The sequence below is a fragment of the Acetobacter tropicalis genome (genome assembly GCF_030644465.1).
GTDB classification, from domain to species: domain Bacteria; phylum Pseudomonadota; class Alphaproteobacteria; order Acetobacterales; family Acetobacteraceae; genus Acetobacter; species Acetobacter tropicalis.
Window position 1 is genome coordinate 2214545 of the sequence record NZ_JAUYUW010000001.1, and the last position, 19687, is coordinate 2234231.

The 19687-nt window shown below is 58.6% G+C and carries 25 protein-coding genes and 1 pseudogene; all 26 read left to right on the forward strand.

Translation table 11 applies throughout. The features are described 5' to 3' along the window. Nucleotides 1–478 precede the first annotated feature (478 nt). The 26 genes and pseudogenes from QWU00_RS09990 to QWU00_RS10115 all read left to right on the forward strand — a co-directional run bounded on the left by QWU00_RS09990 (nucleotide 479) and on the right by QWU00_RS10115 (nucleotide 19663). Nucleotides 479–802, forward strand: a complete 324-nt coding sequence (locus tag QWU00_RS09990; protein WP_035378674.1) for a DUF736 domain-containing protein — start codon at nucleotides 479–481, stop codon at nucleotides 800–802. 341 nt (nucleotides 803–1143) lie between these two features. Next, a complete protein-coding gene (locus tag QWU00_RS09995) occupies nucleotides 1144–1290 on the forward strand; it encodes a hypothetical protein (protein WP_164076296.1) in 147 nt (48 codons plus the stop codon). 163 nt (nucleotides 1291–1453) lie between these two features. After that, on the forward strand, nucleotides 1454–1891 hold the full coding sequence (locus tag QWU00_RS10000; protein WP_035378669.1) for a hypothetical protein: 438 nt from the start codon (nucleotides 1454–1456) through the stop codon (nucleotides 1889–1891). A gap of 116 nt (nucleotides 1892–2007) precedes the next feature. Continuing rightward, a complete protein-coding gene (locus QWU00_RS10005; RefSeq protein ID WP_166443806.1) occupies nucleotides 2008–2220 on the forward strand; it encodes a transcriptional regulator domain-containing protein in 213 nt (70 codons plus the stop codon). Continuing rightward, nucleotides 2180–2827 carry a DUF2285 domain-containing protein gene (locus QWU00_RS10010; RefSeq protein ID WP_228120627.1) on the forward strand — a complete coding sequence of 216 codons (648 nt, stop codon included), beginning with the start codon at nucleotides 2180–2182 and terminating at the stop codon, nucleotides 2825–2827. The genes QWU00_RS10005 and QWU00_RS10010 overlap by 41 nt, the downstream gene beginning before the upstream one ends. Nucleotides 2828–3038: 211 nt before the next feature. Beyond that, nucleotides 3039–3305 (forward strand): helix-turn-helix transcriptional regulator, encoded by a 267-nt coding sequence (locus QWU00_RS10015; RefSeq protein WP_081938982.1) that lies wholly within the window; start codon nucleotides 3039–3041, stop codon nucleotides 3303–3305. Next, the gene (locus QWU00_RS10020) at nucleotides 3302–4129 is read left to right on the forward strand and encodes a replication initiator protein A (RefSeq protein WP_052051221.1); all 828 of its coding nucleotides are present in this window, start codon (nucleotides 3302–3304) and stop codon (nucleotides 4127–4129) included. The genes QWU00_RS10015 and QWU00_RS10020 overlap by 4 nt, the downstream gene beginning before the upstream one ends. Before the next feature lie 247 nt (nucleotides 4130–4376). After that, the gene (locus tag QWU00_RS10025) at nucleotides 4377–5120 is read left to right on the forward strand and encodes a DNA-methyltransferase (protein ID WP_035378666.1); all 744 of its coding nucleotides are present in this window, start codon (nucleotides 4377–4379) and stop codon (nucleotides 5118–5120) included. Further along, nucleotides 5117–5593 carry a DUF2840 domain-containing protein gene (locus QWU00_RS10030; RefSeq protein ID WP_035378664.1) on the forward strand — a complete coding sequence of 159 codons (477 nt, stop codon included), beginning with the start codon at nucleotides 5117–5119 and terminating at the stop codon, nucleotides 5591–5593. The genes QWU00_RS10025 and QWU00_RS10030 overlap by 4 nt, the downstream gene beginning before the upstream one ends. Then, nucleotides 5590–6219: a S26 family signal peptidase gene (locus QWU00_RS10035; protein WP_035378662.1), complete on the forward strand. Its 630-nt coding sequence runs from the start codon at nucleotides 5590–5592 to the stop codon at nucleotides 6217–6219. The genes QWU00_RS10030 and QWU00_RS10035 overlap by 4 nt, the downstream gene beginning before the upstream one ends. A 46-nt stretch (nucleotides 6220–6265) precedes the next feature. Beyond that, nucleotides 6266–6607 carry a DUF736 domain-containing protein gene (locus tag QWU00_RS10040; protein ID WP_035378660.1) on the forward strand — a complete coding sequence of 114 codons (342 nt, stop codon included), beginning with the start codon at nucleotides 6266–6268 and terminating at the stop codon, nucleotides 6605–6607. Next, nucleotides 6604–7200 (forward strand): hypothetical protein, encoded by a 597-nt coding sequence (locus tag QWU00_RS10045; RefSeq protein ID WP_035378658.1) that lies wholly within the window; start codon nucleotides 6604–6606, stop codon nucleotides 7198–7200. The genes QWU00_RS10040 and QWU00_RS10045 overlap by 4 nt, the downstream gene beginning before the upstream one ends. After that, nucleotides 7200–7865 (forward strand): lytic transglycosylase domain-containing protein, encoded by a 666-nt coding sequence (locus tag QWU00_RS10050; RefSeq protein WP_081938981.1) that lies wholly within the window; start codon nucleotides 7200–7202, stop codon nucleotides 7863–7865. The genes QWU00_RS10045 and QWU00_RS10050 overlap by 1 nt, the downstream gene beginning before the upstream one ends. Beyond that, nucleotides 7862–8116: a hypothetical protein gene (locus tag QWU00_RS10055; protein ID WP_150150576.1), complete on the forward strand. Its 255-nt coding sequence runs from the start codon at nucleotides 7862–7864 to the stop codon at nucleotides 8114–8116. Before QWU00_RS10050 ends, QWU00_RS10055 begins: the two co-directional genes overlap by 4 nt. After that, the gene (locus tag QWU00_RS10060) at nucleotides 8113–9858 is read left to right on the forward strand and encodes a relaxase/mobilization nuclease domain-containing protein (protein WP_035353783.1); all 1746 of its coding nucleotides are present in this window, start codon (nucleotides 8113–8115) and stop codon (nucleotides 9856–9858) included. The genes QWU00_RS10055 and QWU00_RS10060 overlap by 4 nt, the downstream gene beginning before the upstream one ends. 463 nt (nucleotides 9859–10321) lie before the next feature. Then, a complete protein-coding gene (locus QWU00_RS10065; RefSeq protein ID WP_035378536.1) occupies nucleotides 10322–11158 on the forward strand; it encodes an IS5-like element IS1031D family transposase in 837 nt (278 codons plus the stop codon). A gap of 165 nt (nucleotides 11159–11323) precedes the next feature. Further along, a complete protein-coding gene (locus QWU00_RS10070) occupies nucleotides 11324–12442 on the forward strand; it encodes an MFS transporter (protein ID WP_197051019.1) in 1119 nt (372 codons plus the stop codon). A 398-nt stretch (nucleotides 12443–12840) separates the two neighbouring features. Continuing rightward, a complete protein-coding gene (locus QWU00_RS10075; protein WP_156100441.1) occupies nucleotides 12841–12993 on the forward strand; it encodes a hypothetical protein in 153 nt (50 codons plus the stop codon). A 57-nt stretch (nucleotides 12994–13050) separates the two neighbouring features. Continuing rightward, entirely contained in the window at nucleotides 13051–14436 is a 1386-nt protein-coding gene (locus QWU00_RS10080) for an IS1380 family transposase (RefSeq protein WP_096884305.1), read from the forward strand. Between the two features lie 256 nt (nucleotides 14437–14692). After that, a complete protein-coding gene (locus tag QWU00_RS10085; RefSeq protein WP_408734825.1) occupies nucleotides 14693–14926 on the forward strand; it encodes a transposase in 234 nt (77 codons plus the stop codon). Nucleotides 14927–15124: 198 nt separating this feature from the next. Further along, on the forward strand, nucleotides 15125–15478 hold the full coding sequence (locus QWU00_RS10090; RefSeq protein WP_035351815.1) for a putative quinol monooxygenase: 354 nt from the start codon (nucleotides 15125–15127) through the stop codon (nucleotides 15476–15478). A 248-nt stretch (nucleotides 15479–15726) separates the two neighbouring features. After that, on the forward strand, nucleotides 15727–16125 hold the full coding sequence (locus QWU00_RS10095; protein WP_052051433.1) for a tannase/feruloyl esterase family alpha/beta hydrolase: 399 nt from the start codon (nucleotides 15727–15729) through the stop codon (nucleotides 16123–16125). Then, nucleotides 16104–17381: a tannase/feruloyl esterase family alpha/beta hydrolase gene (locus QWU00_RS10100; protein WP_052055138.1), complete on the forward strand. Its 1278-nt coding sequence runs from the start codon at nucleotides 16104–16106 to the stop codon at nucleotides 17379–17381. The genes QWU00_RS10095 and QWU00_RS10100 overlap by 22 nt, the downstream gene beginning before the upstream one ends. 109 nt (nucleotides 17382–17490) lie before the next feature. Further along, nucleotides 17491–17916, forward strand: coding sequence for a cupin domain-containing protein (locus QWU00_RS10105; RefSeq protein ID WP_035351817.1), 426 nt, complete (start codon nucleotides 17491–17493; stop codon nucleotides 17914–17916). Nucleotides 17917–17987: 71 nt separating this feature from the next. After that, the gene (locus tag QWU00_RS10110; protein ID WP_052055140.1) at nucleotides 17988–18662 is read left to right on the forward strand and encodes an LVIVD repeat-containing protein; all 675 of its coding nucleotides are present in this window, start codon (nucleotides 17988–17990) and stop codon (nucleotides 18660–18662) included. Between the two features lie 71 nt (nucleotides 18663–18733). Further along, nucleotides 18734–19663 (forward strand): annotated as a pseudogene (locus QWU00_RS10115) (IS5 family transposase). Nucleotides 19664–19687 lie beyond the last annotated feature (24 nt).

Below are 19687 nucleotides of genomic sequence, written 5' to 3' on the forward strand. Positions count from 1 at the left end.
AACTGGCTGCCCAGCCTTCGTTGAAACGACGGGTCCATAGAATGCGGCTCGAACCGTTTGTAGCAGGGACGCGGCAGATAGGGGCGGGTGTCTCTAGCCGCGATCCGCGCCAACAGCAGGTAAGACGGTCGCACCGGGCGAGCGCGATATCCTCCTATGTCGCACGTTCCCCACCTGTCGGACCGGTCATGCCGGCATCGTCTCTCCATGGGCTGGCGGGTCCGCACACCATGGCCTCTGTCGGATGGCTGATCTAGCCGAAGACCGGCTGCGCCTCGATCGGCTGGCCGCAACGGCGTTCCGGAACTTTCTTCCCCTGCCGGCTGCGCCGTCATTCCTCGCGAGACAAGAAAGTTCCGGCCCTGCCGTCCTCCGCTGCGCTACGGCCCTGAAGGGTGCTGTGCCGCTCGCCTCCGGCTGGTCGATCGCCATCGAGGCCACGGTGGTCGCGGCCCGATAACAGCATGGAGATACGACAATGGCTAACATCGGTTCCTTCAAGAAGGTGGGTGAAGGCTTCGAAGGCGAAATCGTCACCCTGGCCCTGCAGGCCCGCAACGTCCGCCTGGTGGCGGAAACCAACCGGGCCAACGACAACGCCCCCAACTACCGCGTCTACCTCGGACGGGTTGAACTCGGCGCCGCATGGACCCGCCGCTCCAACGAAGGCCGCACCTATCTGAGCCTGAAGCTGGACGATCCCTCCTTCGCCGCCCCAATCTTCGCCAACCTGTTCACCGACGAGGAAGGGGAAGGCTACACCCTCATCTGGACCCGGCCGCGCAGCCGGAACGGGGAGTAATGTCCCCACCACCAACCCCGCCCGGTCTCCCCGGGCGGGGCCTTCCGGGCTTCTTTTCCCACGTGCTTTTCCGGGGCGCGGGCGGCAGCGCTGGTCGCCCGACGTGAGGCACAGGAGGAATACGAGGCTTTCCCTCAGCCTTCCCATTGTACCATGCGCGAGGGCGAACCGCGTCAAGGACACGTGGTCCCCCCAATTTTGCCCGACGCACCCTTCGGGCACGCCGAACAAAATCGGCTCCCCCACGCGCCGGCAGGCCGGTCGCCTGCGGCGATCCCTGACCCGGTCCACCCCGGCATGAGCCGTCCGTCCTGTCTTCGAGAAACGAAAGGAGCAGGACGATGACCACGTTACACGACCACATTCAGATGCTGCGTGCCGAACTGACCAGCTTTCACCTGAGCCGTCGCGAGCGCCGACAGATCGAGCGCGAACTGGAGCATGCCATGGCGCAGATCGCAGCGACGCACCGGCGCTCGGACGAATGAGCCGGGCGGAACGGCAGTCCCATGCATGTAGGTGGGGAACACTTCTGGTAAGCCTGTTTGAGCAAAACATCCCCGCCAGATCATATTGGGTACATCTTTTTTTCTGGAATAACTACCGAACGGTACGTATTATAATGTCCCGTAATGTTTGCCGGAGGTGGAGATGATTGTCATCGGGTTCATCTCGTGGGTCTTGGGGATCGGACTGCTCTGTTGGGTCTTCTTTAGCCTTGTATCCATTGTCGTGCCCACAATGGCGGGACTGATCGTCTTCTTCTGGACATATCGCATGGGTGCCGGATTGGCGGCCGTTCTTCCTGCCATTATTGCTGGTAGTCTCGTACTATGGCTATTTCGGGTAGCGCTGACGACGGCCCGGCGTCCCGAAATCAGACTTGCCGTAGTGCTTGCCTTCTGTTTTCCGGCCTCTGTTGCGGGATACTTCGCCACAACTGGATTGGCCGAGATCGGCATTTCTTCTCCGCTCATGCGGATCATCCTCGGAGTGTTGGGTGCCGCTGTCGTCGGGGCGGCCTCTTTTGCGCGGCTTGCCCCTGACGCTGATCTTGTGACCGGAACATTCCCTTCTCGACGCAATTAGCGCGTCCCTGGCGCTGTTCGGGCGCAACGGACGTTTGCCGACACGAACCGATCAGATGCTGCTTGTGATTGATCTTTGGATGACGCGTCCACGTGATGACAGGAGATTGGCCGACGATGGAGACACGACCCGATTGGTATAGTCCCGGATTTCTGGACAGGGCGTTCACGCTCGACCTCCCTGATTTTGCGCAGGAGTTCCTCTCCCTGAATCAGGATTATGTGCGTGGATACCATGCATTTACCGGACTCTCCGACTCAGACGAGACGGTCCGCCAGCGCAATCTCGATGCTTTTGCACGTCAGTGGGGCCTCCGATTTCCCTGTTGACCCGTCCATCCCTGCGTGGGCTGCCCCTGCGCTTTGGGCGGCGGAGGCTCTCTCTGCCATCATCGCGCTGGTCCGCGCCCCTGAAATCTACACAGCCGCCACATTTACACCCCTGATCCTGACACCACACATTCATGCCGCAACCGCCGATGACGGCCTTCACGTCATCATGGGAGATCGGGCCGGACCGCTGCGGTTATGGATCGCCGATGACTGCCACGGCAGACCCGCTGTCGTGATTCCTCTTGATGAATCCTGTTGGGTACGTCTTCATCATTTGCGTCGCTTCATCGAGCATCTGTATGGCAGGAGGAGCGGTCCGTTGCCCAACGTCTTTCGCCCCACACGCTATAGAATCAGGCGTCTTGCCCACGCCTTGCAGGCGCTCACCGCCAAACGTTCCGGCGCCACGGCGCGTGACATCGCGGCCCTGACGGACCCCGAAGTGAAGTCTCTGAGCGGCTCTCTGTGGAAAGACGTTCACCAGCGTGCCCGCGTCGAACGCCTGCTGACGCTTGGGGAGCAACTTGCCGCCGGCGAATACCTCGCCTTGCTGCAATATGGTCGTCGTGCATTTCCGCAGACGACATCGCACACTCCCTGCTGAAAACAACCGTCTTCTCCATAAGGTGTTCTGATTCGCCTCGCCAGTAAACGCGACGCGGCGCCCACTGAACATAGTCTGTCTGCCGTGCTGATGGGGTGGACGATTCCTTGGGAGCCCCCTGTTTTCGTCCACCACCCCCGGCCTTTTTTTTCGCCAGTCTCCGCCCCGGTACGCGGCGTTACGCCACGTCCTGTTTCAGTGGAGAATAGTCATGGTCAGGAAAAGGCCCCAACCGAGACCGGCCCGGCATCTGCGGACCCCACAGGCTGCTGAATGGCTCGGTATTTCACCAAGAACACTTGAACGATACCGCACAATTGGCGGTGGTCCTGTCTTCTACAAGCTCGGTAACCGCGTCACCTATACAACTGGAGATCTGAAAACATGGGTCGAAAACGGCCTTTCAAAGTCTATTTTCTCTAAAAATTACATCCTCATGCGCGCGGGTGTCGCACGGCGCGGAAAGGGGCGATCATGACCCCCTGCATGCCCCGTCTCTTCATGTCCAACGCGTTCTTTGCGCTGGGGAAGGGACGCCGTCACGCCCCGCTGCGCTTCAGGCAGGGCAGTCAGAACATCCTCGTTTCGTCTCCGATGGCGCTTGCGACCATATGGGACGCTGACATCCTGATCTGGGCAACATCGACGATGATTGCGGCGCAGCGTTGCGGCGCCCCGATCCCGACAGTCCTTCAGGCCACACGGTATGAGATCCTCGGCTTTCCGGGGCGCTGCGTCTCGGGTGGGTATTACGAGCGTCTGCCAGACGGGCTCGAACGCCTCAGCCGGACCAATGTCGTCATGAGCGCGTCAGAATGGACTGATGAGCAGACCGGCGCGCCGTGGATCGAAGACTGGCGGATCTCCGCCGGCTTCGTCCAGATCCGTCTCGCCGGCTGGGTGCGCGAAGCGGTTCTCACGCCAAGGGCCGTGCTCGCGCTTGACCCGGCGTATTTTACCCTCACTAGCGGTCTCGAACGACTGCTCTACCTGATCGCACGCCGCCATGCTGGACGGCAACGTGACGGGTGGGTTTTCGAGGTCGCCCATCTGCACCGCAAAACAGGAATTACCCAGACGCTCACAGCGTTCGTGGCGATCCTCCGGCGCATAGCCCGCAGCAACCCGCTTCCCGGTTATCGCATCGAACTGTCCGATCTGAACTGGCCGGAACGCGTGCGCCTGAAGCCCGCTCTCGATGCATCTGTGGATAAGTCTGTTGATATCCCTGTCGATAATTTTGTGCGGACACGCCTATCGACCAGTGAATCCACGCCTATCGCGTGCGAAAACCATCGATAAGGGACTGGAAAACAATGACAAATCGTCTCTCTCTAAAGAGTCTAAATAGACTCTCTTTGTACATGTGTACCGCGTGCGACCCAATGTATGGCCCATGGCGTGCGATCTTCTTCGCGCCGCAGGGCTGCGACATACGCCGAACCAATATCGGGAACGGTCCGTTTTTCCCGTCTCCTGTTCCACCTCGTCGGAGCCGTGGCCGCCACCTGAGCGGACGACGCGGGCAGGGCGCTGCGGAGACATCGTCATGACGCTGCTCTGCGGCGACTGCCGCAACCTCATGCCGGCGCAGGGGCCGTATGACCTGATCCTCGCCGACCCGCCCTACGGCGAAACCTCCCTGTCGTGGGATCGGCGCGTCGAGGGCTGGCTGCCGCTGGCAGCACAAGCCCTGACGCCGTCCGGTTCGCTGTGGGTGTTCGGTTCCCTGCGCAGCTTCATGGCGACCGGGACGGACTTCCGCACGGCCCGCTTACGGCTCGCGCAGGAGATCGTCTGGGAGAAGCAGAACGGCAGCGTGTTTCACGCCGACCGCTTTCGGCGTGTTCATGAACTGATCGTGCAGTTCTATCCCGCGACCGCCCGCTGGCAGGACATCTACAACGAAGTGGCTACCACGGACGACGCCCGGGCGCGGACGGTGCGCCGTAAGCACCGCCCGCCGCACACCGGCGCCATCGCGGCATGCACCTATCGCAGCCTCGACGGCGGCCCGCGTCTCGCCCGCTCCGTGCAGCGTTTCCGCAACGTTCATGGGCGCGCCATCCACCCCACCGAAAAGCCGGTGCCGCTGCTCGACCTGCTGGTGCGCGTGAGCTGCCCGCCTGACGGCCTCGTCGGCGACTGGTTCGCCGGGTCCGGCGCGGCCGGCGTCGCCTGCCGACTGGCCGGCCGCCGCTATGTCGGTTGCGAAATCGACCCGGACATGGCGCGGCGCGCCCGCGATCGCCTTGCCACCATCCTTCCCTTTCCCGTCGGAGAACCGTCATGAACGATCTTCGTGCTCCTACCGGTGCGCAGCTCGATCTGGTCTGGATCGAGACCCGCATCGAGCACTGGTTGCGCTTCGGCATTCCCGAGACCAGCGTCAGAATTGACCGCCACAGACGCCGCGTGAGTTTCGCAGCAGGCGATGTGTTTGCCCTGATGCGCTGGCTTGCCAGCGACACGGGCGCCGTCACGGTGTCCATCGACATTGTGCGAGTTATGCCGCCGGGCGAGCCATGCGCCGTTCTGCCATGGATCACGGGCGCTGCCGACAGGCTGCTGCGTCAGACCGGCGACGGGCCAGTCCGCGCGGTGCTCGATGCTATCACCCGCATCGAACGGCAGCCGTTTGACCCGCGCACTGTCTGCCCGGATTACTGGCGCGATCTCGACGCGCGACTGCGGGCCGGGCTGCGGCCCCCTCTTTACTGTCGCGCCCGCCATGAGGCGTGGCTCTGGCGGAGAACCGCGTCATGACCCGGCGCGGCTGGTTGTTCACCACCTATTTCGCAGCACTCACGACACTGGCGACGACCGGTATCTCGCCCACGCCACACTGGATGTGGAACGCCACCGCCAGCGTGCCGGTCGGGCTGTATCGGGTCACGCCGACGGCCGCTCTGCGCGTCGGCGACATCGTGGCGCTGCATCTGCCCGAGCGCGACGCGACGCTGCTGGCGACACGCGGCTACCTGCCCTTCGGCGTGCCGCTGCTCAAGCCGGTTGCAGCACTCGCCGGTCAGACCGTCTGTCGTGTCGGCCTGCGTGTCACCATCGACGGGAAGACGGTCGGAGAGGCCAAAGCCGTTGACCATCGGGGGCGTCCGCTACCCGGGTGGCGAGGGTGCCGTCATCTCGCGCCGGGGCAGGTCTTCGTCATGAACCCGGCGGTCCCGGCCAGTCTCGACGGACGCTATTTCGGTGTCCTGTCGGCCGACACCGTGATCGGTCGTGCCACCCCTGTCTACCTGCGCACGGGCGAGGCAGAGCCACCGCCTCCGCAGTTCGCAGCGCTTCCGGATCTGCCGGACCCGCGACCACGGTTCCCCACGATGCTGGTGCGTCCAGCGGTTCAGCGGCCGCCCGAGCCGCCGCTCGAGTGACGTCGCCAGACCTTTTCACAATCCCTGACACGAAAGCTCTCAACCCATGACCCACATCGGTGTCTTCACGCGCACGGCGAGCGGCTTTGCCGGCCGCCTGCGCACACTCGCCCTTGACGCGGAACTGACCGTCGTTCGTGCCGAGAACGCGAACGCGGAGCACGCGCCCGATTATCGCATCCATCTCGGCGATAATGCCGAAGCACCGGAGATCGGGGCAGGGTGGACCCGTACCGGGGAACGAGCTGGCGAATATGTCTCGGTGCTGCTGGATGATCCTTCATTTGTCCAGCCGATCCGCGCCACCCTGTTTCAGGCCGGTCGTGGCGGTCGTGTCTGGAACCTCGTCTGGACGCGCGCTGCCAGGCGTCAGGGAGGCCGGGAATGACGCTTGCCCGTCTCCGGCTCGGCTATGCCGACCCGCCCTACGTGAACTGCGCCCACCTCTATCGCGGACAGCCGGACTACGCGGGCGAAGTCGATCACGCAGCACTCGTCCGACATCTCGATGCGACCTATGACGGCTGGGTGCTGCACGCCGCCGCGACACCGGCGTCGATCGCTACGCTGGCCCCACTCGTCATGGACACCGGTGCGCGCTGGATGGTCTGGGTCAAAGGCTTCGCTGCCTTCAAGCGCAATGTGCCAGTCGCCTATGCGTGGGAGCCGGTCATCATCAAGGCGGCGCGGCGCCCTGTCGTCAGCCGTCGCCAGGTGATGCGGGACTGGATTCAGGAGAGCATCACCCTGCGTCGGGGACTGACCGGAGCGAAGCCCGAGGCGGTGTGCCACTGGGCGTTTGAGTTGCTGGGCGCCCGGCCCGACGACGTGCTGGACGATCTCTACCCCGGCACCGGAGCCGTGACCCGGGCATGGGAGTCGTGGCGACGGAAGTTCGTCCTGCCACAGCTCTCCCTCTCGCCGCCGAAACGTCACCCGGATGATCCACCGCTGGACATGCTCATGCCGGAGGATTTGTGATGTCGACACCGGTTTTCTGTCGATGGGGCACCCTGACGGTTGCCCGGTTCGGGCTCGCGCTGGCGCTCTCGCCGGTTCCGGTCCATGCACAGGATCTCGACCCACTGGTAAGGGAGGCGGCTCGTCAGGCTGCTATCCCGCCGTCATGGATACACGCCGTACTGCGCATCGAGAGCGACGGCGATCGGCATGCCATATCATCGGCGGGCGCCATGGGGCTGATGCAGATCATGCCCGCCACCTGGCGTGACCTGCGCCGTGCCCTCAATCTCGGCGCTGATCCTTTCGACCCGCATGACAACATCGTCGCCGGCGCCGCCTATCTGCGCTGGCTGCACGACCGCTACGGGGACGCCGGGTTTCTGGCCGCCTATAACGCCGGTCCCGGACGCTATGACGAGCATCTGGCGACCGGTCGACCGCTGCCCGACGAGACGCGGGCTTACGTGACTGCGGTCGCACGTCGGATGGGGGACAACGCTGTTTCGACATTTCTTCGTCAACTGCCGAAGGCTTCGCCAGTCTCGCACATTTCCACCGAGAAGCTGTTCGTCGGTCCTGTGCGGGCTTCAACGAGTGGGACGATGACGACCGGCGTGAGCCTTGTTCCATCGGCTTCACCATCGGATCTCTTCGTTTCGGTCGGCTGGAGGGATGGACCATGACGGCATGGTGCATGCTGGCTCCTGCCTCGTTGCCACGTCCGGGTTTGGATGGGCACAGAAGGACGCTGGGGGAGGGGGTTGCGTATAGGCAGGATAAAAGCCGCGAGGTGCGGCACGGTTGGGGGTGGTTTTGTGGCGGGTTTCTGCGGATTTTCGGCACCCTCTGCGAGGTGCGCGGAGCTTTGAAGCCTGCCGGTTCCCGTTTCTGGCGGTTTACCGCCATTTCGCGCACATCGCGGGCATTAGCATGAAGAATGACGACGATTTCCGGGTTCGTCCCGGACGCATCCGTTCCCCTGGCGCCCAGCGTGCACGTCCCTTTATCGCGCAGGCCCTGGCGGCAACCCAGCGTGCTGGGGGCATGGGGCGGGGACGTCAGGGAACTGGAGGAAGTGGTCGCTCGACCTTCGGGCGTGGCCGTGTCGCGAGCGCGCATGCCAACCGGTTTCTGACCACCCGATCGCGTGGGGTGGTGATCAAGGCCCGCGTGGTGAAGCACGGCCCTCGGGCCGCACCGCTGACGCCCCACCTGCGTTATCTGCGCCGCGAGGGCGTCACGAAGGACGGCGCGAAGGCAAAGATGTTCGGCCCGGAACAGGACGAAGTCGATCCCAAAGCCTTCGCCGAGCGCTGTGCCGATGACCGTCACCATTTTCGTTTCATCGTCTCGCCAGATGATGCGGTGGAAATGGCGGACCTGAAGCGCTTCACGCGCGATCTTATGATGCAGGCTGAGCATGATCTCGGCACGAAGCTCGACTGGGCGGCGGTTGATCACTGGAACACCGAACATCCCCATGTCCATGTCATCGTGCGCGGCAAGGCGCAGGACGGCGAGGACTTGGTAATCTCGCGCGATTACATCCGTGAAGGCATGCGTGGTCGTGCGCAGGAACTCGTGACCCGCGAGCTTGGTGTGCGCAATGACATCGAGATCCGGCGTGCCGTCGAACGTCAGGTCGAGGCGGATCGCTGGACGCAGCTTGACCGCCAGCTTCAGCGCGATGCAAATGAGCACGGGATCATCGACATGCGTCCCACGCCCGATCGCCGGTCCGATACGTTCGAGGTACTCAAGGTGGGCCGTCTCCGGCGCCTGGAAGGCTTGGGGCTGGCGCAGCAGATCGGGCCGGGTCGGTGGGCGTTGGAGGAACACGCGGAGGCCACGCTGCGTGAGATGGGTGAGCGCAACGACATCATCAAACGGATCCACCGTGGTCTCGCCGAGCAGGGCGTCGAGCGCCCGCAATCCTCGTGGGTGCTGGCCGCCGAGGAAACCGCCCATCCCGTCATCGGCAAACTGGTCGGGCGCGGGCTGGATGATGAGCTGAAGGGTACGGCCTTCGCAGTGGTGGATGGGATCGATGGGCGTACGCACCACATCCATCTTCCGAGCCTGGAGGCAACCACCGACGCTCCAATGGGGGCGATCGTTGAATTGCGCCGGTTCGAGGACGCAAAAGGACGGGCACGTGTTGCGTTGGCGGTGCGGTCGGACTTCACACTAGACCAGCAGGTGGAGGCGCAGGGGGCGACGTGGCTGGACCGACAGGCTGTAGCGAAGGAACAGCCGGAACTCGGGGGTGGTTTCGGGGCTGAGGTGCGGGATGCGATGCGTCAGCGCGTTGATTATCTCGCACGGGAGGGGTTCGCACAACGGGAAGGGGGGGAGCGCGTCAAGTTCGAGCGTGGCTTGCTCACTGCGCTCCGTAATCGGGAGGTAAGGGCACTGGGCGAAAGGCTTGCGCTGCAGGAGGGAAAGGCCTTCGACTTTGTTGCTCCTGGCGACAACGTGGCCGGTGTCTATCGGAAACGTCTTGCTCTTGCATCAGGGCGGTACGCGATGATTGACAACGGCTTGGGCTTTCAACTTGTCCCGTGGACGCCATCTCTGGAGAAACAGATCTGCAATGCGGTCTCCGGGGTGGCGAAGAGCAATGCATCTATCGCCTGGGAATTCTCGCAGCGACGGGAGGCGGGGATTGCGATGTGAGCTAAACAGACAAATCGAATGTGAACGATATCAACGCTGTCGAGTTTTGGTCTAAATTAAACAAACAATCTATAATGGTTGTCTCAATCTTTACGTAAATATACAAAGTGGTTTTGCCTCAAGCCCCCATAATAAACCTGAAAATATCTCTTTTATAGACCTACGAATCCACTTCGTTGAAAACCTCAGGTTTAAAGTTCTTCCCCCATAAGAAGATCCTTCGGCGTCGCCTCAGAGAAGAGACAGAGCTTGGTGAAGTTTAGGTGTCCCTAGGGAAAAAGAGGAAGCTCTACCGACTCAGGCTTCGTCTGTCCTGACATAGCGGACCACAATGTCGCTCATTCTGATGATAAAGGGGGAAATAGGCGCGAATGGGCGGGCTAGACCTTAGAGCCTGATCCGAAAGTTTTTGAACAATACCAGCATGTTGTGATTCATTCGTCTTTGCGAAGAGATGGAGTGAATAGTGGCATGGACTGGTATTGCCCGACACGAACATAGCCGGGAGGGATTGCGATATCCATCGGATATGACGGATGCCGAGTGGGCTTTGATTATGCCGTTCGTGCCCCCGGCGAAACGGGGCGGACGGCCTCGCACGGCGGATATGCGCGAGGTTGTAAACGCGATACTCTATATCGCCTCGGGTGGGTGTGCGTGGCGTCTGCTGCCGAAATGCTTTCCACCGGTCTCGACCGTCAGGCGCTACTTTTACGCATGGCGTGATGCCGGACTGTTCGAAGCGATGAACACGGTACTGGTCATGAACCTGCGGGAGATCGAAGGGCGTGAGGCCTCCCCGAGCGCGGGCGTGATTGATAGCCAGTCGGTGAAAACCACGGAAAGTGGTGGAATTTCCGGTTATGACGCTGGAAAGAAGGTCAAAGGTCGCAAGCGCCATATTCTGACGGATACCTGCGGCTTCCTGATCTTCCTCCTTGTTCATGCCGCTGACATTCAGGATCGTGACGGGGCTGTCGATGTCCTGGCGGCAATACGCAGGCGCTTTCCCTGGCTGCGCCACATCTTCGCCGATGGCGGCTATGCCGGTAATAAACTGCGATCCGCGCTCGCCAGCATGGGAAAATGGACGGTCGAAATCATCAGGCGATCAGACACAGCCAAGGGCTTTGAAATCCTGCCTCGCCGCTGGGTGGTCGAACGAACATTCGCCTGGCTCGGTCGCTGCAGGCGGCTCGCCAAAGACTGGGAAAAGTCCATAGCCTCGTCAACAGCGTGGACTTTGATCGCCTCAATCCGCATGCTGACCCGCAGAACCGCAAGGCATTGTCAGTGCTGAAAAACTTTCGGATCAGGCTCTTAATCGCTAGGTCGCCCCGAAATAAACTTCTCAGCGAAAGGGTATAACAATGAGTCAGTTGTGTATCGATGAACCACGAGACGAGGTTCAAGATCTCCGACGTCGCGCTCACGAACTGCCGAAAGGAAAACTACTGGCGCTGGCATGCGCTGGATTTATTACGATCTTGACGGAGGCGTACCTGCCGGCCTCCTCCCGCAAATAGGGCAAGGCTTACACGTTTCTGGCGCTGCAGTCGGACAACTCGTAACGATATACGCCATCGGATCAATGATTGCGGCAATACCTTTAACATCTTTGACTCAGACGTGGAGCAGGAAAACGGTTCTTTTGTCGGCTGTATTGGGGTTTCTTGTATCCAATACGGTGACGGCGATATCGTACTCTTATGCAATTACGCTCGTTGCACGGCTGCTTGCTGGCATATCTGCTGGGTTGCTTTGGGCTCTCCTCGCTGGATACGCGAGCCGAATGGTTCCTAAAAGCATGCAAGGGCGGGCGATTGCACTCGCTATGGTAGGTACTCCACTTGCTCTTTCGTTTGGAATCCCTCTGGGCACGCTGGGAGGGATCGTGCTTGGATGGCGTGTAACGTTTGGGCTTCTATCTGCTCTTACCGTTGCGCTCGTTGTTTGGGTCGCCGCTGTTCTGCCTAATTTTCAAGGAGAAGACGAACGACTTAAAATGCGTATATATGAGGTAATATCAGTCCCCGGCGTCGCAAGAATATTGGCGACAACTCTTCTGTTTGTTCTCTCCCATAACATAATATACACTTACATTGTTCCATTCGCGGCACTCTCCGATCTCGGGAATCACATTGATTTAGCGCTGTTTGGGTTCGGCCTCAGCTCAATTTTTGGAATTTGGATTGTCGGGTCATACATTGATCGAAAACTACGTAGTCTCACGATTGTAAGCATCATTCTGTTCGCGGTTTCCTCTTTCATTATGGGATTAGGCTATGGCAGCAGTGTAGCTGTTACATTCGCAATATTACTGTGGGGGTTGTCATTTGGAGGTGCCGCGACCTTGTTCCAAACTGCATCAGCGCGTGCTGCTGGCACGGCTGCTGATCTGGCACAGTCGATGATCGTCACCGTGTGGAATGCTGCAATCGCGAGTGGCGGCGCACTGGGTGGTCTTATGCTGATCGGATTCGGTGTTCGCACACTGCCATGGGCGGTATTAGCCATCTTGACTGTAACGTTAGCGATCATTCTAACGGATTCAAAAAAAGGGTTCACAGATAATGGCAGATGAAAACCAAACGATCGAATTATTTCGAACGAAATGAGCAAAGTGTTTAGTCTCGGATTTTGACGGTGCTATCTTTTCGCCGGAATGGACTAGGTTCACGACGGAAGTACCACGACGACAGCGGCAGTTCGTCGAGAGATACTGCATAGTCGAGAGAGTATCCGTTGTGATCAAGCGGCTTTTGGTCTCCAGAGACGATCTTTACGGAGCAGTGCGTCGGCGAGGACGATGAGCTTCGGCATGATTGCGGGGATGTTACCCTGGCGTGTTCGGTCGTAAGCATTCGTGCCAGATTTCTGCCCACGGGGATGGATTTTGCTGGCACTGAGTGAGGTGCAACTGCCAAGGATCCTATCATACAATCACTCCCTAGTGCTTCCATTTGGACCGGGGAAAACCCCATGAGCGCCAAGAACCACCTTGCCGCCGACGCTTTGGGCAATCCGGCGCAGATGCCAGGCGCCGGCGATGAACTCAATGAAATCACACAGGCGCACGACTCGATCGAAAGGTTCGACGCGGATTTCTCACGGAAGGGTTGTACATCGGGCTAGATTATGAAAAAGTCTGTTTTGCACAAAAGAAATTTTCGTAAGCTATAAGAAAACCCGATGCAGACAGAGTGTAGCGCAGGCGCGTATGAGTTTCCAGCCTCCTGTGGACGGCGTGTTGTGGCCCGTTTTGACGGGGGTCGCATGAGTTCGGATGGGGGCGTCATTCTGGTGAAGCAGGCTGATGACATTCTGGGTCTCAGCCGCCGTTTTGCTGCATGTTTTCGCGATGAGCGGCATCCTGCCTTTGTGGAATACCGGGTTGAAGACCTTGTCCGTCAGCGGATCATGGGCCTGGCACTGGGCTATGAAGACCTTAATGACCATGACGCTTTACGTCATGATCCTGTCATGGGTCTGGTATCGGGACGTCTGTCAGGAAGCCGGGCCAACTGTGCGGCACTGGCAGGAAAATCCACGCTGAACCGGCTAGAGCGCAGTGGGCAGCAGGCAGATCGTTACTGCCGCATCATTGCTGATCATGAGGCCCTGGCTACCCTGTTCGTGACGCTCTTCATGGACCAGCATGAGCGCGCAGCCGCCCGGATCGTTCTGGATGTGGATGCCACCGATGACCGTATCCATGGCCATCAGGAAGGCCGGGCCTTTCATGGATATTACGGCCATAACTGCTATCTGCCGTTATACATCTTCTGCGGGGACCATCTCCTCAGCGCTACCCTGCGCACGGCAGACAGGGACCCGGGGAAGGAAGCACTGGCAGACATCCGCCGGATCGTGGAGCAGATCAGGAGCCGCTGGCCCAGGGTGCGTATTCTGGTGCGCGGGGACAGTGGCTTCTCCCGGGACACTCTGATGACATGGTGCGAAGACAACCACGTTGACTTCCTGTCTGGGCTTGCAGGCAACACCCGCCTGTATGACCGGATTGCCTCTTTGTCCGCTGAGGTTCGTGACGAAGCCGCCACGACAGGCAGAGCGGCGCGCGGTTTCGCCTCCTTTGACTGGATCACAAAGGACAGCTGGACGCGCCGCAGGCGGGTGGTGGCCAAGGCCGAATGGCGCCACGGCAACCGCTATCATCGCTTTATTGTCACCACGCTACCGCAGGGAATGTCCGACCCCCGCCATCTCTACGAACAGATTTACTGCGCATGCGGGGATATGGAAAACCGCATCAAGGAATGCCAGATGGATCTGTTCTCAGACAGGACCTCGTCCCACACCATCCGGGCCAACCAGCTCCGGCTGTGGTTCTCGGCCGCAGCCTATGTCCTGCTGACCGCTCTGCAAAGACTGGCCCTTGGCCAGACCAGCCTGGAGACGGCGACCTGTGGCACCATACGCGCACGACTGCTCAAAATCGCGACAATCGTAAAGGTCAGCGTGCGTCGAATTGTCCTGTCCATGCCGGACATGTTCCCCTGTCAGCATGAATTCGCCCTCGCTCATGCACGATTGCGAAGGCTCCGGCAGGCCATCTGAAGAAACAGACAGCGCACAGACCACATAGCTTCCACCAACACTGCCTTCTCAGGCCGTGACACCCTCACTGCGTTCAGAACCCGCCGCCAGAAGCAGAATATCGTCAATATTCCAGATCGGGCTCCTGTGGGATGACTGAATTCTACAAAATGACCTGAAATTGCCTCAAGTGTGAGAAATCCGCGTCGATCAGGCAATCAGCGAACTGATCTCGACAGACGGGAGCCTCTCTCGAAAACGCGCCATTCTGGTCAGCATTCCAGGTATTGGAGAAGCCACGGCTGCGATGCTGATTGCTGATATTCCCGAACTGGGAACACTGGAGAATGGACAGGTTGCTGCGCTCGCAGGTCTGGCTCCTGTCACCAGACAGTCAGGAAAGTGGCAGGGTAAAAGCTTTATTCGGGGTGGTCGGATTCATGTCAGAAACGCCCTGTACATGCCTGCTCTGGTTGCTATGCGGCATAACCCGGATCTTCAAAGCATCTAGCTTAGGCCGACGGATAAGGGAAAGCATGCAAAAGTGGCTCTGACCGCTCTTATGCGGCGTCTCGTCATTCTGGCAAATGTTCTGTTACGCAATGACCGATTATGGGAACCACGCCACACTTGACCAAGACGGATACTCATTGTCTACCCTATATCTATAATGAGAACGTTAGAGACACGGTCATTCGGGGTAACTGCCATGAAGAACGAAATTTACTCAATCTATCATCTATCCATTGATCCGACGAAATTCGAGGCCTTCAAGACTTTGATCGAGCAGATCGTCGAGGCGACTTCTAAAGAGCCAGATACAACGACATATGAATATGTGGTCAATGCTGATAAAAGCGTCGTGCATATCGTTGAAAAATACCGTACGCAGGGGCTTCTTCCGCACGTTCAGCAGACCTTTACCCCATTCGCAGAGCGGTTTCTTGATTTTGCCAAGGTCGAGAAGCTGTTTGTTTACGGCGATACCACTCCGGACATCCGTGCAACGCTCGATGGGTTCGGTGCTCAATATCTGACCCCATTCGCTGGTTTTTCCCGATAAGCATTGGAAACACGTTTCCAGCCATCTTTCGTCAAATTGGATAAGCTACTTGTGCGCGTTTCCGTGTCATTGCGACGTGTAGCGCACAAGATCCAATTGGATGCGCATGTATTATCGATCATTCAGTGCAAATAGTATCTGATCTTTGAAAGAGCAGCGTAACGGGGACCTGCAAGGTGACCCCAATTCGCACAGTGTGTCGCTCTAAAGCGTCAAAAACTCGAGAAGAAAACGAGAAAGGTTCTCCCATGGCAATTGGTAAGTTTGCTGTTTCTGGCGGGATTTTGAGTGCGTGTATCCTGACCCTGATGGGCATACCTTCTACTGCCCGCGCGGCATCCTTGGCCGGTGCCTGTACAGCGATGAACAGCCATGTCATACGTGGAGCACAGATTGTTTCGAGCTATGTTGTTCAGAAGGGAAGCTTCACAACACAGCCCTCCCCAATCGCACCGGACCTGGACACGCGCCTTGCGAGCATGCCAGCGTTTTGCAGGGTTCAGGTCGTGGCGACACCAAGTTCTGACAGCAAGGTTGGCGTAGAAGTCTGGTTACCGCTCGAACACTGGAACGGTCGTTTCCTTGGCACCGGCAATGGTGCGGGGCTGGGCGGATCGCTTACGAAATGGGAATGGTCGAGGGGTTAAAAAGAGGTTTTGCCGTCGCGAATACAGATATGGGAACCGCGCCAGACATTAACGGCATCGCCGATTACCCGGAACGCTGGATTGACTTCGGTTATCGCGCCACGCATGAGATGACGCGAGTGGCGAAGGATCTGGTCAACGCGTTTTATAAGCCTCACTCATTTTATGCCTATTTTGCCGGCTGCTCCACTGGAGGACAGCAGGCCTTGGCTGAGGCGCAACGCTATCCTCGAGACTATGATGGCATTCTTGCCGGTGACCCAGGCCACAACCGAACGCATGTTTCCACTTATTTCCTGTGGAACTATGCGGCCCTGAATTCTGCCCCTGACGCGAAGTTGTCGTCCGGCCAGTGGTCGCTGGTATCACATGCCGTGCTTGCGCATTGTGCTGGTAAAGACGGGGGGGCTGTTGGAGACGCGTTTTTGACTGATCCGCGGAAGTGCCATTTCGATCCAACGACGCTGCCGGCTTGCAAAGCTGGAAAGTCGGGGGACGAGTGTATTACGGCGCCTCAGTTGAAAGTGCTGCAGCGGCTTTATTCAGGACCGGTCAATTCCCGTACGGGGGAGCGGATTTATGCGGGCTTGACACCGGGGAGTGAGAGCATGCCGCTGGGTCCGGTGATGCAGGGCGATCCGGCTATCTGGCCAGCACAGCAGTTTTATCTGTTCAAATGGGCACTGGGTCAGGATTTTGTGCCTGAGCATTTCGATTTCGACCACGATCTGGACCGTGTGGATGCTCGACTTGCGAGCGAGCTCAACGCCAATGCAAGCGACCTTTCAGACTTTGCCCGGAATGGAGGCAAGCTTCTGATTTATTCGGGGCTCGCCGATCCGGTCGTGCCTTTTTCCGAAGTCGTGAACTACTACGACCGGGTTACGACAAGTGCTGGGGGGCCTGATGTGGGCGGCAAATTTGCCAGACTCTTTCTCGTTCCCGGCATGGGCCACTGCTTTGGTGGACCCGGAGCAACAGCAATGGGACAACCATTCACGTCCGATGTGCCTGCCACCCCTGATCGCGATGTGCTGATGTCATTGGTAGCATGGACGGAACAAGGTGCTGCGCCATCATCTTTGATTGTACATAGTAATTCAGAGCCCGGAAAACCCATGGCTGAACGACCAGTCTGTGCCTATCCGGCATTGCCGGAATACAAGGGCGGCGACGCGACGAAGCCGACAAATTTCAAGTGTGTTGAACATGAGCGAGGGGTCGAACAGCGTCCGGCTCTTAGGTATCTCAACTAAACGGTATCCGTTCTGGCTGTTCAGTTTTGGTCTGCCAGACCGCCGGTATCGATAGACAGCGAAGAGGTTAAGGACGGAGTCTATGGAGACGTCAGGTATAACTGTGCATATGAAACGCAATATGCTGAGTGCTGGAGCAATCGCATTGATAGTCGGTGGCTGGCGTGCGGTAAGACGCACTCACAAGACGAAATCAGAGACATTGCTGAAAGCTAGGTCGTCGTGGAATAACATTGCGTATGAGCAATATCCTGAAGGGAATCCCGAACTTACGGTTGTTCGGGTTACAATCCCGCCTTATTCTTCATTGCCGTGGCATGTTCATGATATGCCGAACGCTGCGTTTATCCTGGCAGGCAAACTGACCGTTGAAGAGCATGGAACGGGGCTCCGTTCTGTCTTTAAAAAAGGACAGGCGTTTGCGGAATCTGTCCATAGCATACATCGCGGCGTTACGGGCCGTGAGGGGGCAGTCGCGATTGTGACATATGCGGGTGTGCCAGGTCAGCAACTATCGGTTAAGCAGGATGTCTGAGACCGCATAGTTTAGAGTCATTGGAGATTTTATAGGCAGGTGGCCTGAATCTGAGGTGACTATATAACTATATGAATTATAATGAAAAATCGGACGTAACCAACCCGGAGCTTATCAGCATTCTTCCAACTCATCCACCGTTCGGAGGTGGTGCCGGTGGAGCGACCATTCATACGATTGTCCCTTATACAGACAGGCAACTCGCTGTATTCACTACGGAAGGGGAGCGTCCGTTCACACTGGACCCCAATCGTGGAGGACCCTTTGAGCCGGCTATCGGCCATGTGGGTATCAAAGGAGCGCAGCAGCCCCTCAACGTTGTCGGCATCACGTCCATCCAGGATCCTGCAAACCCCGTACTGATCAGCACGATACCCAAGCCTGTCCCACCTCCGGGCTCCATATGGGGGACAGATTATTCGACACTTAACGGTGTCCACTACCCATTTGGAAATCATAACATCCACCAACCTTCCAAGCTTCCCGTTCTGGATCAGGGGAGTGAGCGCATCTATTGTGCCTACTTTACTGCTGGTTTCCGCTGTTTTGACTTCAGCGAGCCTTATACTCCTAAAGAAATCGCGGCCTATTGCCCGCCTGATCCCAAAAAGTTCAATTGGCAGATAGAAGGTGGATTCAAAGGACCGCTTACAATGTGTGCTGAAGACATCATCGTAGACCGACGTGGATTCATTTACATGACCAACAGTCAAGACGGCTTACACATTCTCAAGGTAACAGTATGAGCGAACGGCTCTGTTGCGCAAATGGTGATGGCGGGATTCACGGAGTGAGCGCAGTCTGGTAGCTGGTCGGCATGAGCAAGCCTCCATCCCCGATCTACCGCAGGACGAACTGGCCTTCCTATAACGCGGCGCTGAAGCGGCGCGGGTCACTAACGGTGTGGTTCGATCCGGCTATGGGTTGGGACGGCCTGCCGACGGGGCGGCGGGGACGGCGGCAGAGTTACAGCGACGTTGCGATCCAGACCTGCCTGACGTTGAAGGTTCTCTTCGGCATGGGCCTGAGGCAGGCGACTGACTTTGTCGAAAGTCTGCTGCATCTGGCTGGACTGACGTGGTCGGTCCCGGATTTCAGCACGCTGAGCCGTCGGCAGAAATCACTCACGGTCGATATTCCATACCGGGGTTCGGGCGGCCCGCTTCATCTTCTGATCGACAGCACCGGGATCAAGGTCGAAGGAGAAGGTGAATGACGCAGGCACGGCGGCTCGAAACGTCGGATCTGGCGTAAACTCCATATCGGGATCGACGAAGGATCACTGGAAGTCCGGGCTGTCGAGATCACAGGCAATGAGGCAGGAGACGCTCCGATCATTCCTGCTCTCCTGGCCCAGATGATCCCTGAAGACGAGGACATCGCAAGCGTCACGGCCGATGGCGCGTATAATACGAGGCGATCCCAGGAAACCATCGCCGACCGTGGTGCCCAGGCTGTCATTCCCCCGCGAAAGAACGCAAAACCGTGGCGTCCCTCATCACCGGGAAGCATAGCCCGCAATGACGCTCTGCGGGGCTGCGAGCATCTCGGACGGGCCATCTGGAGACGATGGAGCGGTTATCATCGACGAAGCCGTGTCGAGACGAAAATGCATTGTATCAAACTTCTCGGACAGCGTCTGATGGCACGGGACTTCGACCGTCAGATCACGGAAGTCCACGTCCGCATGGCCATCCTCAATCGCTTCACAGCGCTCGGAAACCCCCTTACCCAAGCCGTCCGATAAATAATAGATCCTCAAAGGAGGTAT

What these genes read in the sequence shown, in the direction of transcription:
- QWU00_RS10015 (WP_081938982.1), top strand. Translation starts at nt 3,039, where the DNA reads ATGGTCAGGAAAAGGCCCCAACCGAGACCGGCCCGGCATCTGCGGACC.
- QWU00_RS10070 (WP_197051019.1), top strand. Translation starts at nt 11,324, where the DNA reads ATGCGCTGGATTTATTACGATCTTGACGGAGGCGTACCTGCCGGCCTC.
- QWU00_RS10035 (WP_035378662.1), top strand. Translation starts at nt 5,590, where the DNA reads ATGACCCGGCGCGGCTGGTTGTTCACCACCTATTTCGCAGCACTCACG.
- QWU00_RS09995 (WP_164076296.1), top strand. Translation starts at nt 1,144, where the DNA reads ATGACCACGTTACACGACCACATTCAGATGCTGCGTGCCGAACTGACC.
- QWU00_RS10000 (WP_035378669.1), top strand. Translation starts at nt 1,454, where the DNA reads ATGATTGTCATCGGGTTCATCTCGTGGGTCTTGGGGATCGGACTGCTC.
- QWU00_RS10030 (WP_035378664.1), top strand. Translation starts at nt 5,117, where the DNA reads ATGAACGATCTTCGTGCTCCTACCGGTGCGCAGCTCGATCTGGTCTGG.
- QWU00_RS10060 (WP_035353783.1), top strand. Translation starts at nt 8,113, where the DNA reads ATGAAGAATGACGACGATTTCCGGGTTCGTCCCGGACGCATCCGTTCC.
- QWU00_RS09990 (WP_035378674.1), top strand. Translation starts at nt 479, where the DNA reads ATGGCTAACATCGGTTCCTTCAAGAAGGTGGGTGAAGGCTTCGAAGGC.
- QWU00_RS10105 (WP_035351817.1), top strand. Translation starts at nt 17,491, where the DNA reads ATGAAACGCAATATGCTGAGTGCTGGAGCAATCGCATTGATAGTCGGT.
- QWU00_RS10020 (WP_052051221.1), top strand. Translation starts at nt 3,302, where the DNA reads ATGACCCCCTGCATGCCCCGTCTCTTCATGTCCAACGCGTTCTTTGCG.
- QWU00_RS10045 (WP_035378658.1), top strand. Translation starts at nt 6,604, where the DNA reads ATGACGCTTGCCCGTCTCCGGCTCGGCTATGCCGACCCGCCCTACGTG.
- QWU00_RS10025 (WP_035378666.1), top strand. Translation starts at nt 4,377, where the DNA reads ATGACGCTGCTCTGCGGCGACTGCCGCAACCTCATGCCGGCGCAGGGG.
- QWU00_RS10055 (WP_150150576.1), top strand. Translation starts at nt 7,862, where the DNA reads ATGACGGCATGGTGCATGCTGGCTCCTGCCTCGTTGCCACGTCCGGGT.
- QWU00_RS10090 (WP_035351815.1), top strand. Translation starts at nt 15,125, where the DNA reads ATGAAGAACGAAATTTACTCAATCTATCATCTATCCATTGATCCGACG.
- QWU00_RS10110 (WP_052055140.1), top strand. Translation starts at nt 17,988, where the DNA reads ATGAATTATAATGAAAAATCGGACGTAACCAACCCGGAGCTTATCAGC.
- QWU00_RS10050 (WP_081938981.1), top strand. Translation starts at nt 7,200, where the DNA reads ATGTCGACACCGGTTTTCTGTCGATGGGGCACCCTGACGGTTGCCCGG.
- QWU00_RS10010 (WP_228120627.1), top strand. Translation starts at nt 2,180, where the DNA reads ATGCTTTTGCACGTCAGTGGGGCCTCCGATTTCCCTGTTGACCCGTCC.
- QWU00_RS10095 (WP_052051433.1), top strand. Translation starts at nt 15,727, where the DNA reads ATGGCAATTGGTAAGTTTGCTGTTTCTGGCGGGATTTTGAGTGCGTGT.
- QWU00_RS10040 (WP_035378660.1), top strand. Translation starts at nt 6,266, where the DNA reads ATGACCCACATCGGTGTCTTCACGCGCACGGCGAGCGGCTTTGCCGGC.
- QWU00_RS10100 (WP_052055138.1), top strand. Translation starts at nt 16,104, where the DNA reads ATGGGAATGGTCGAGGGGTTAAAAAGAGGTTTTGCCGTCGCGAATACA.
- QWU00_RS10080 (WP_096884305.1), top strand. Translation starts at nt 13,051, where the DNA reads ATGCAGACAGAGTGTAGCGCAGGCGCGTATGAGTTTCCAGCCTCCTGT.
- QWU00_RS10005 (WP_166443806.1), top strand. Translation starts at nt 2,008, where the DNA reads ATGGAGACACGACCCGATTGGTATAGTCCCGGATTTCTGGACAGGGCG.
- QWU00_RS10075 (WP_156100441.1), top strand. Translation starts at nt 12,841, where the DNA reads ATGAGCGCCAAGAACCACCTTGCCGCCGACGCTTTGGGCAATCCGGCG.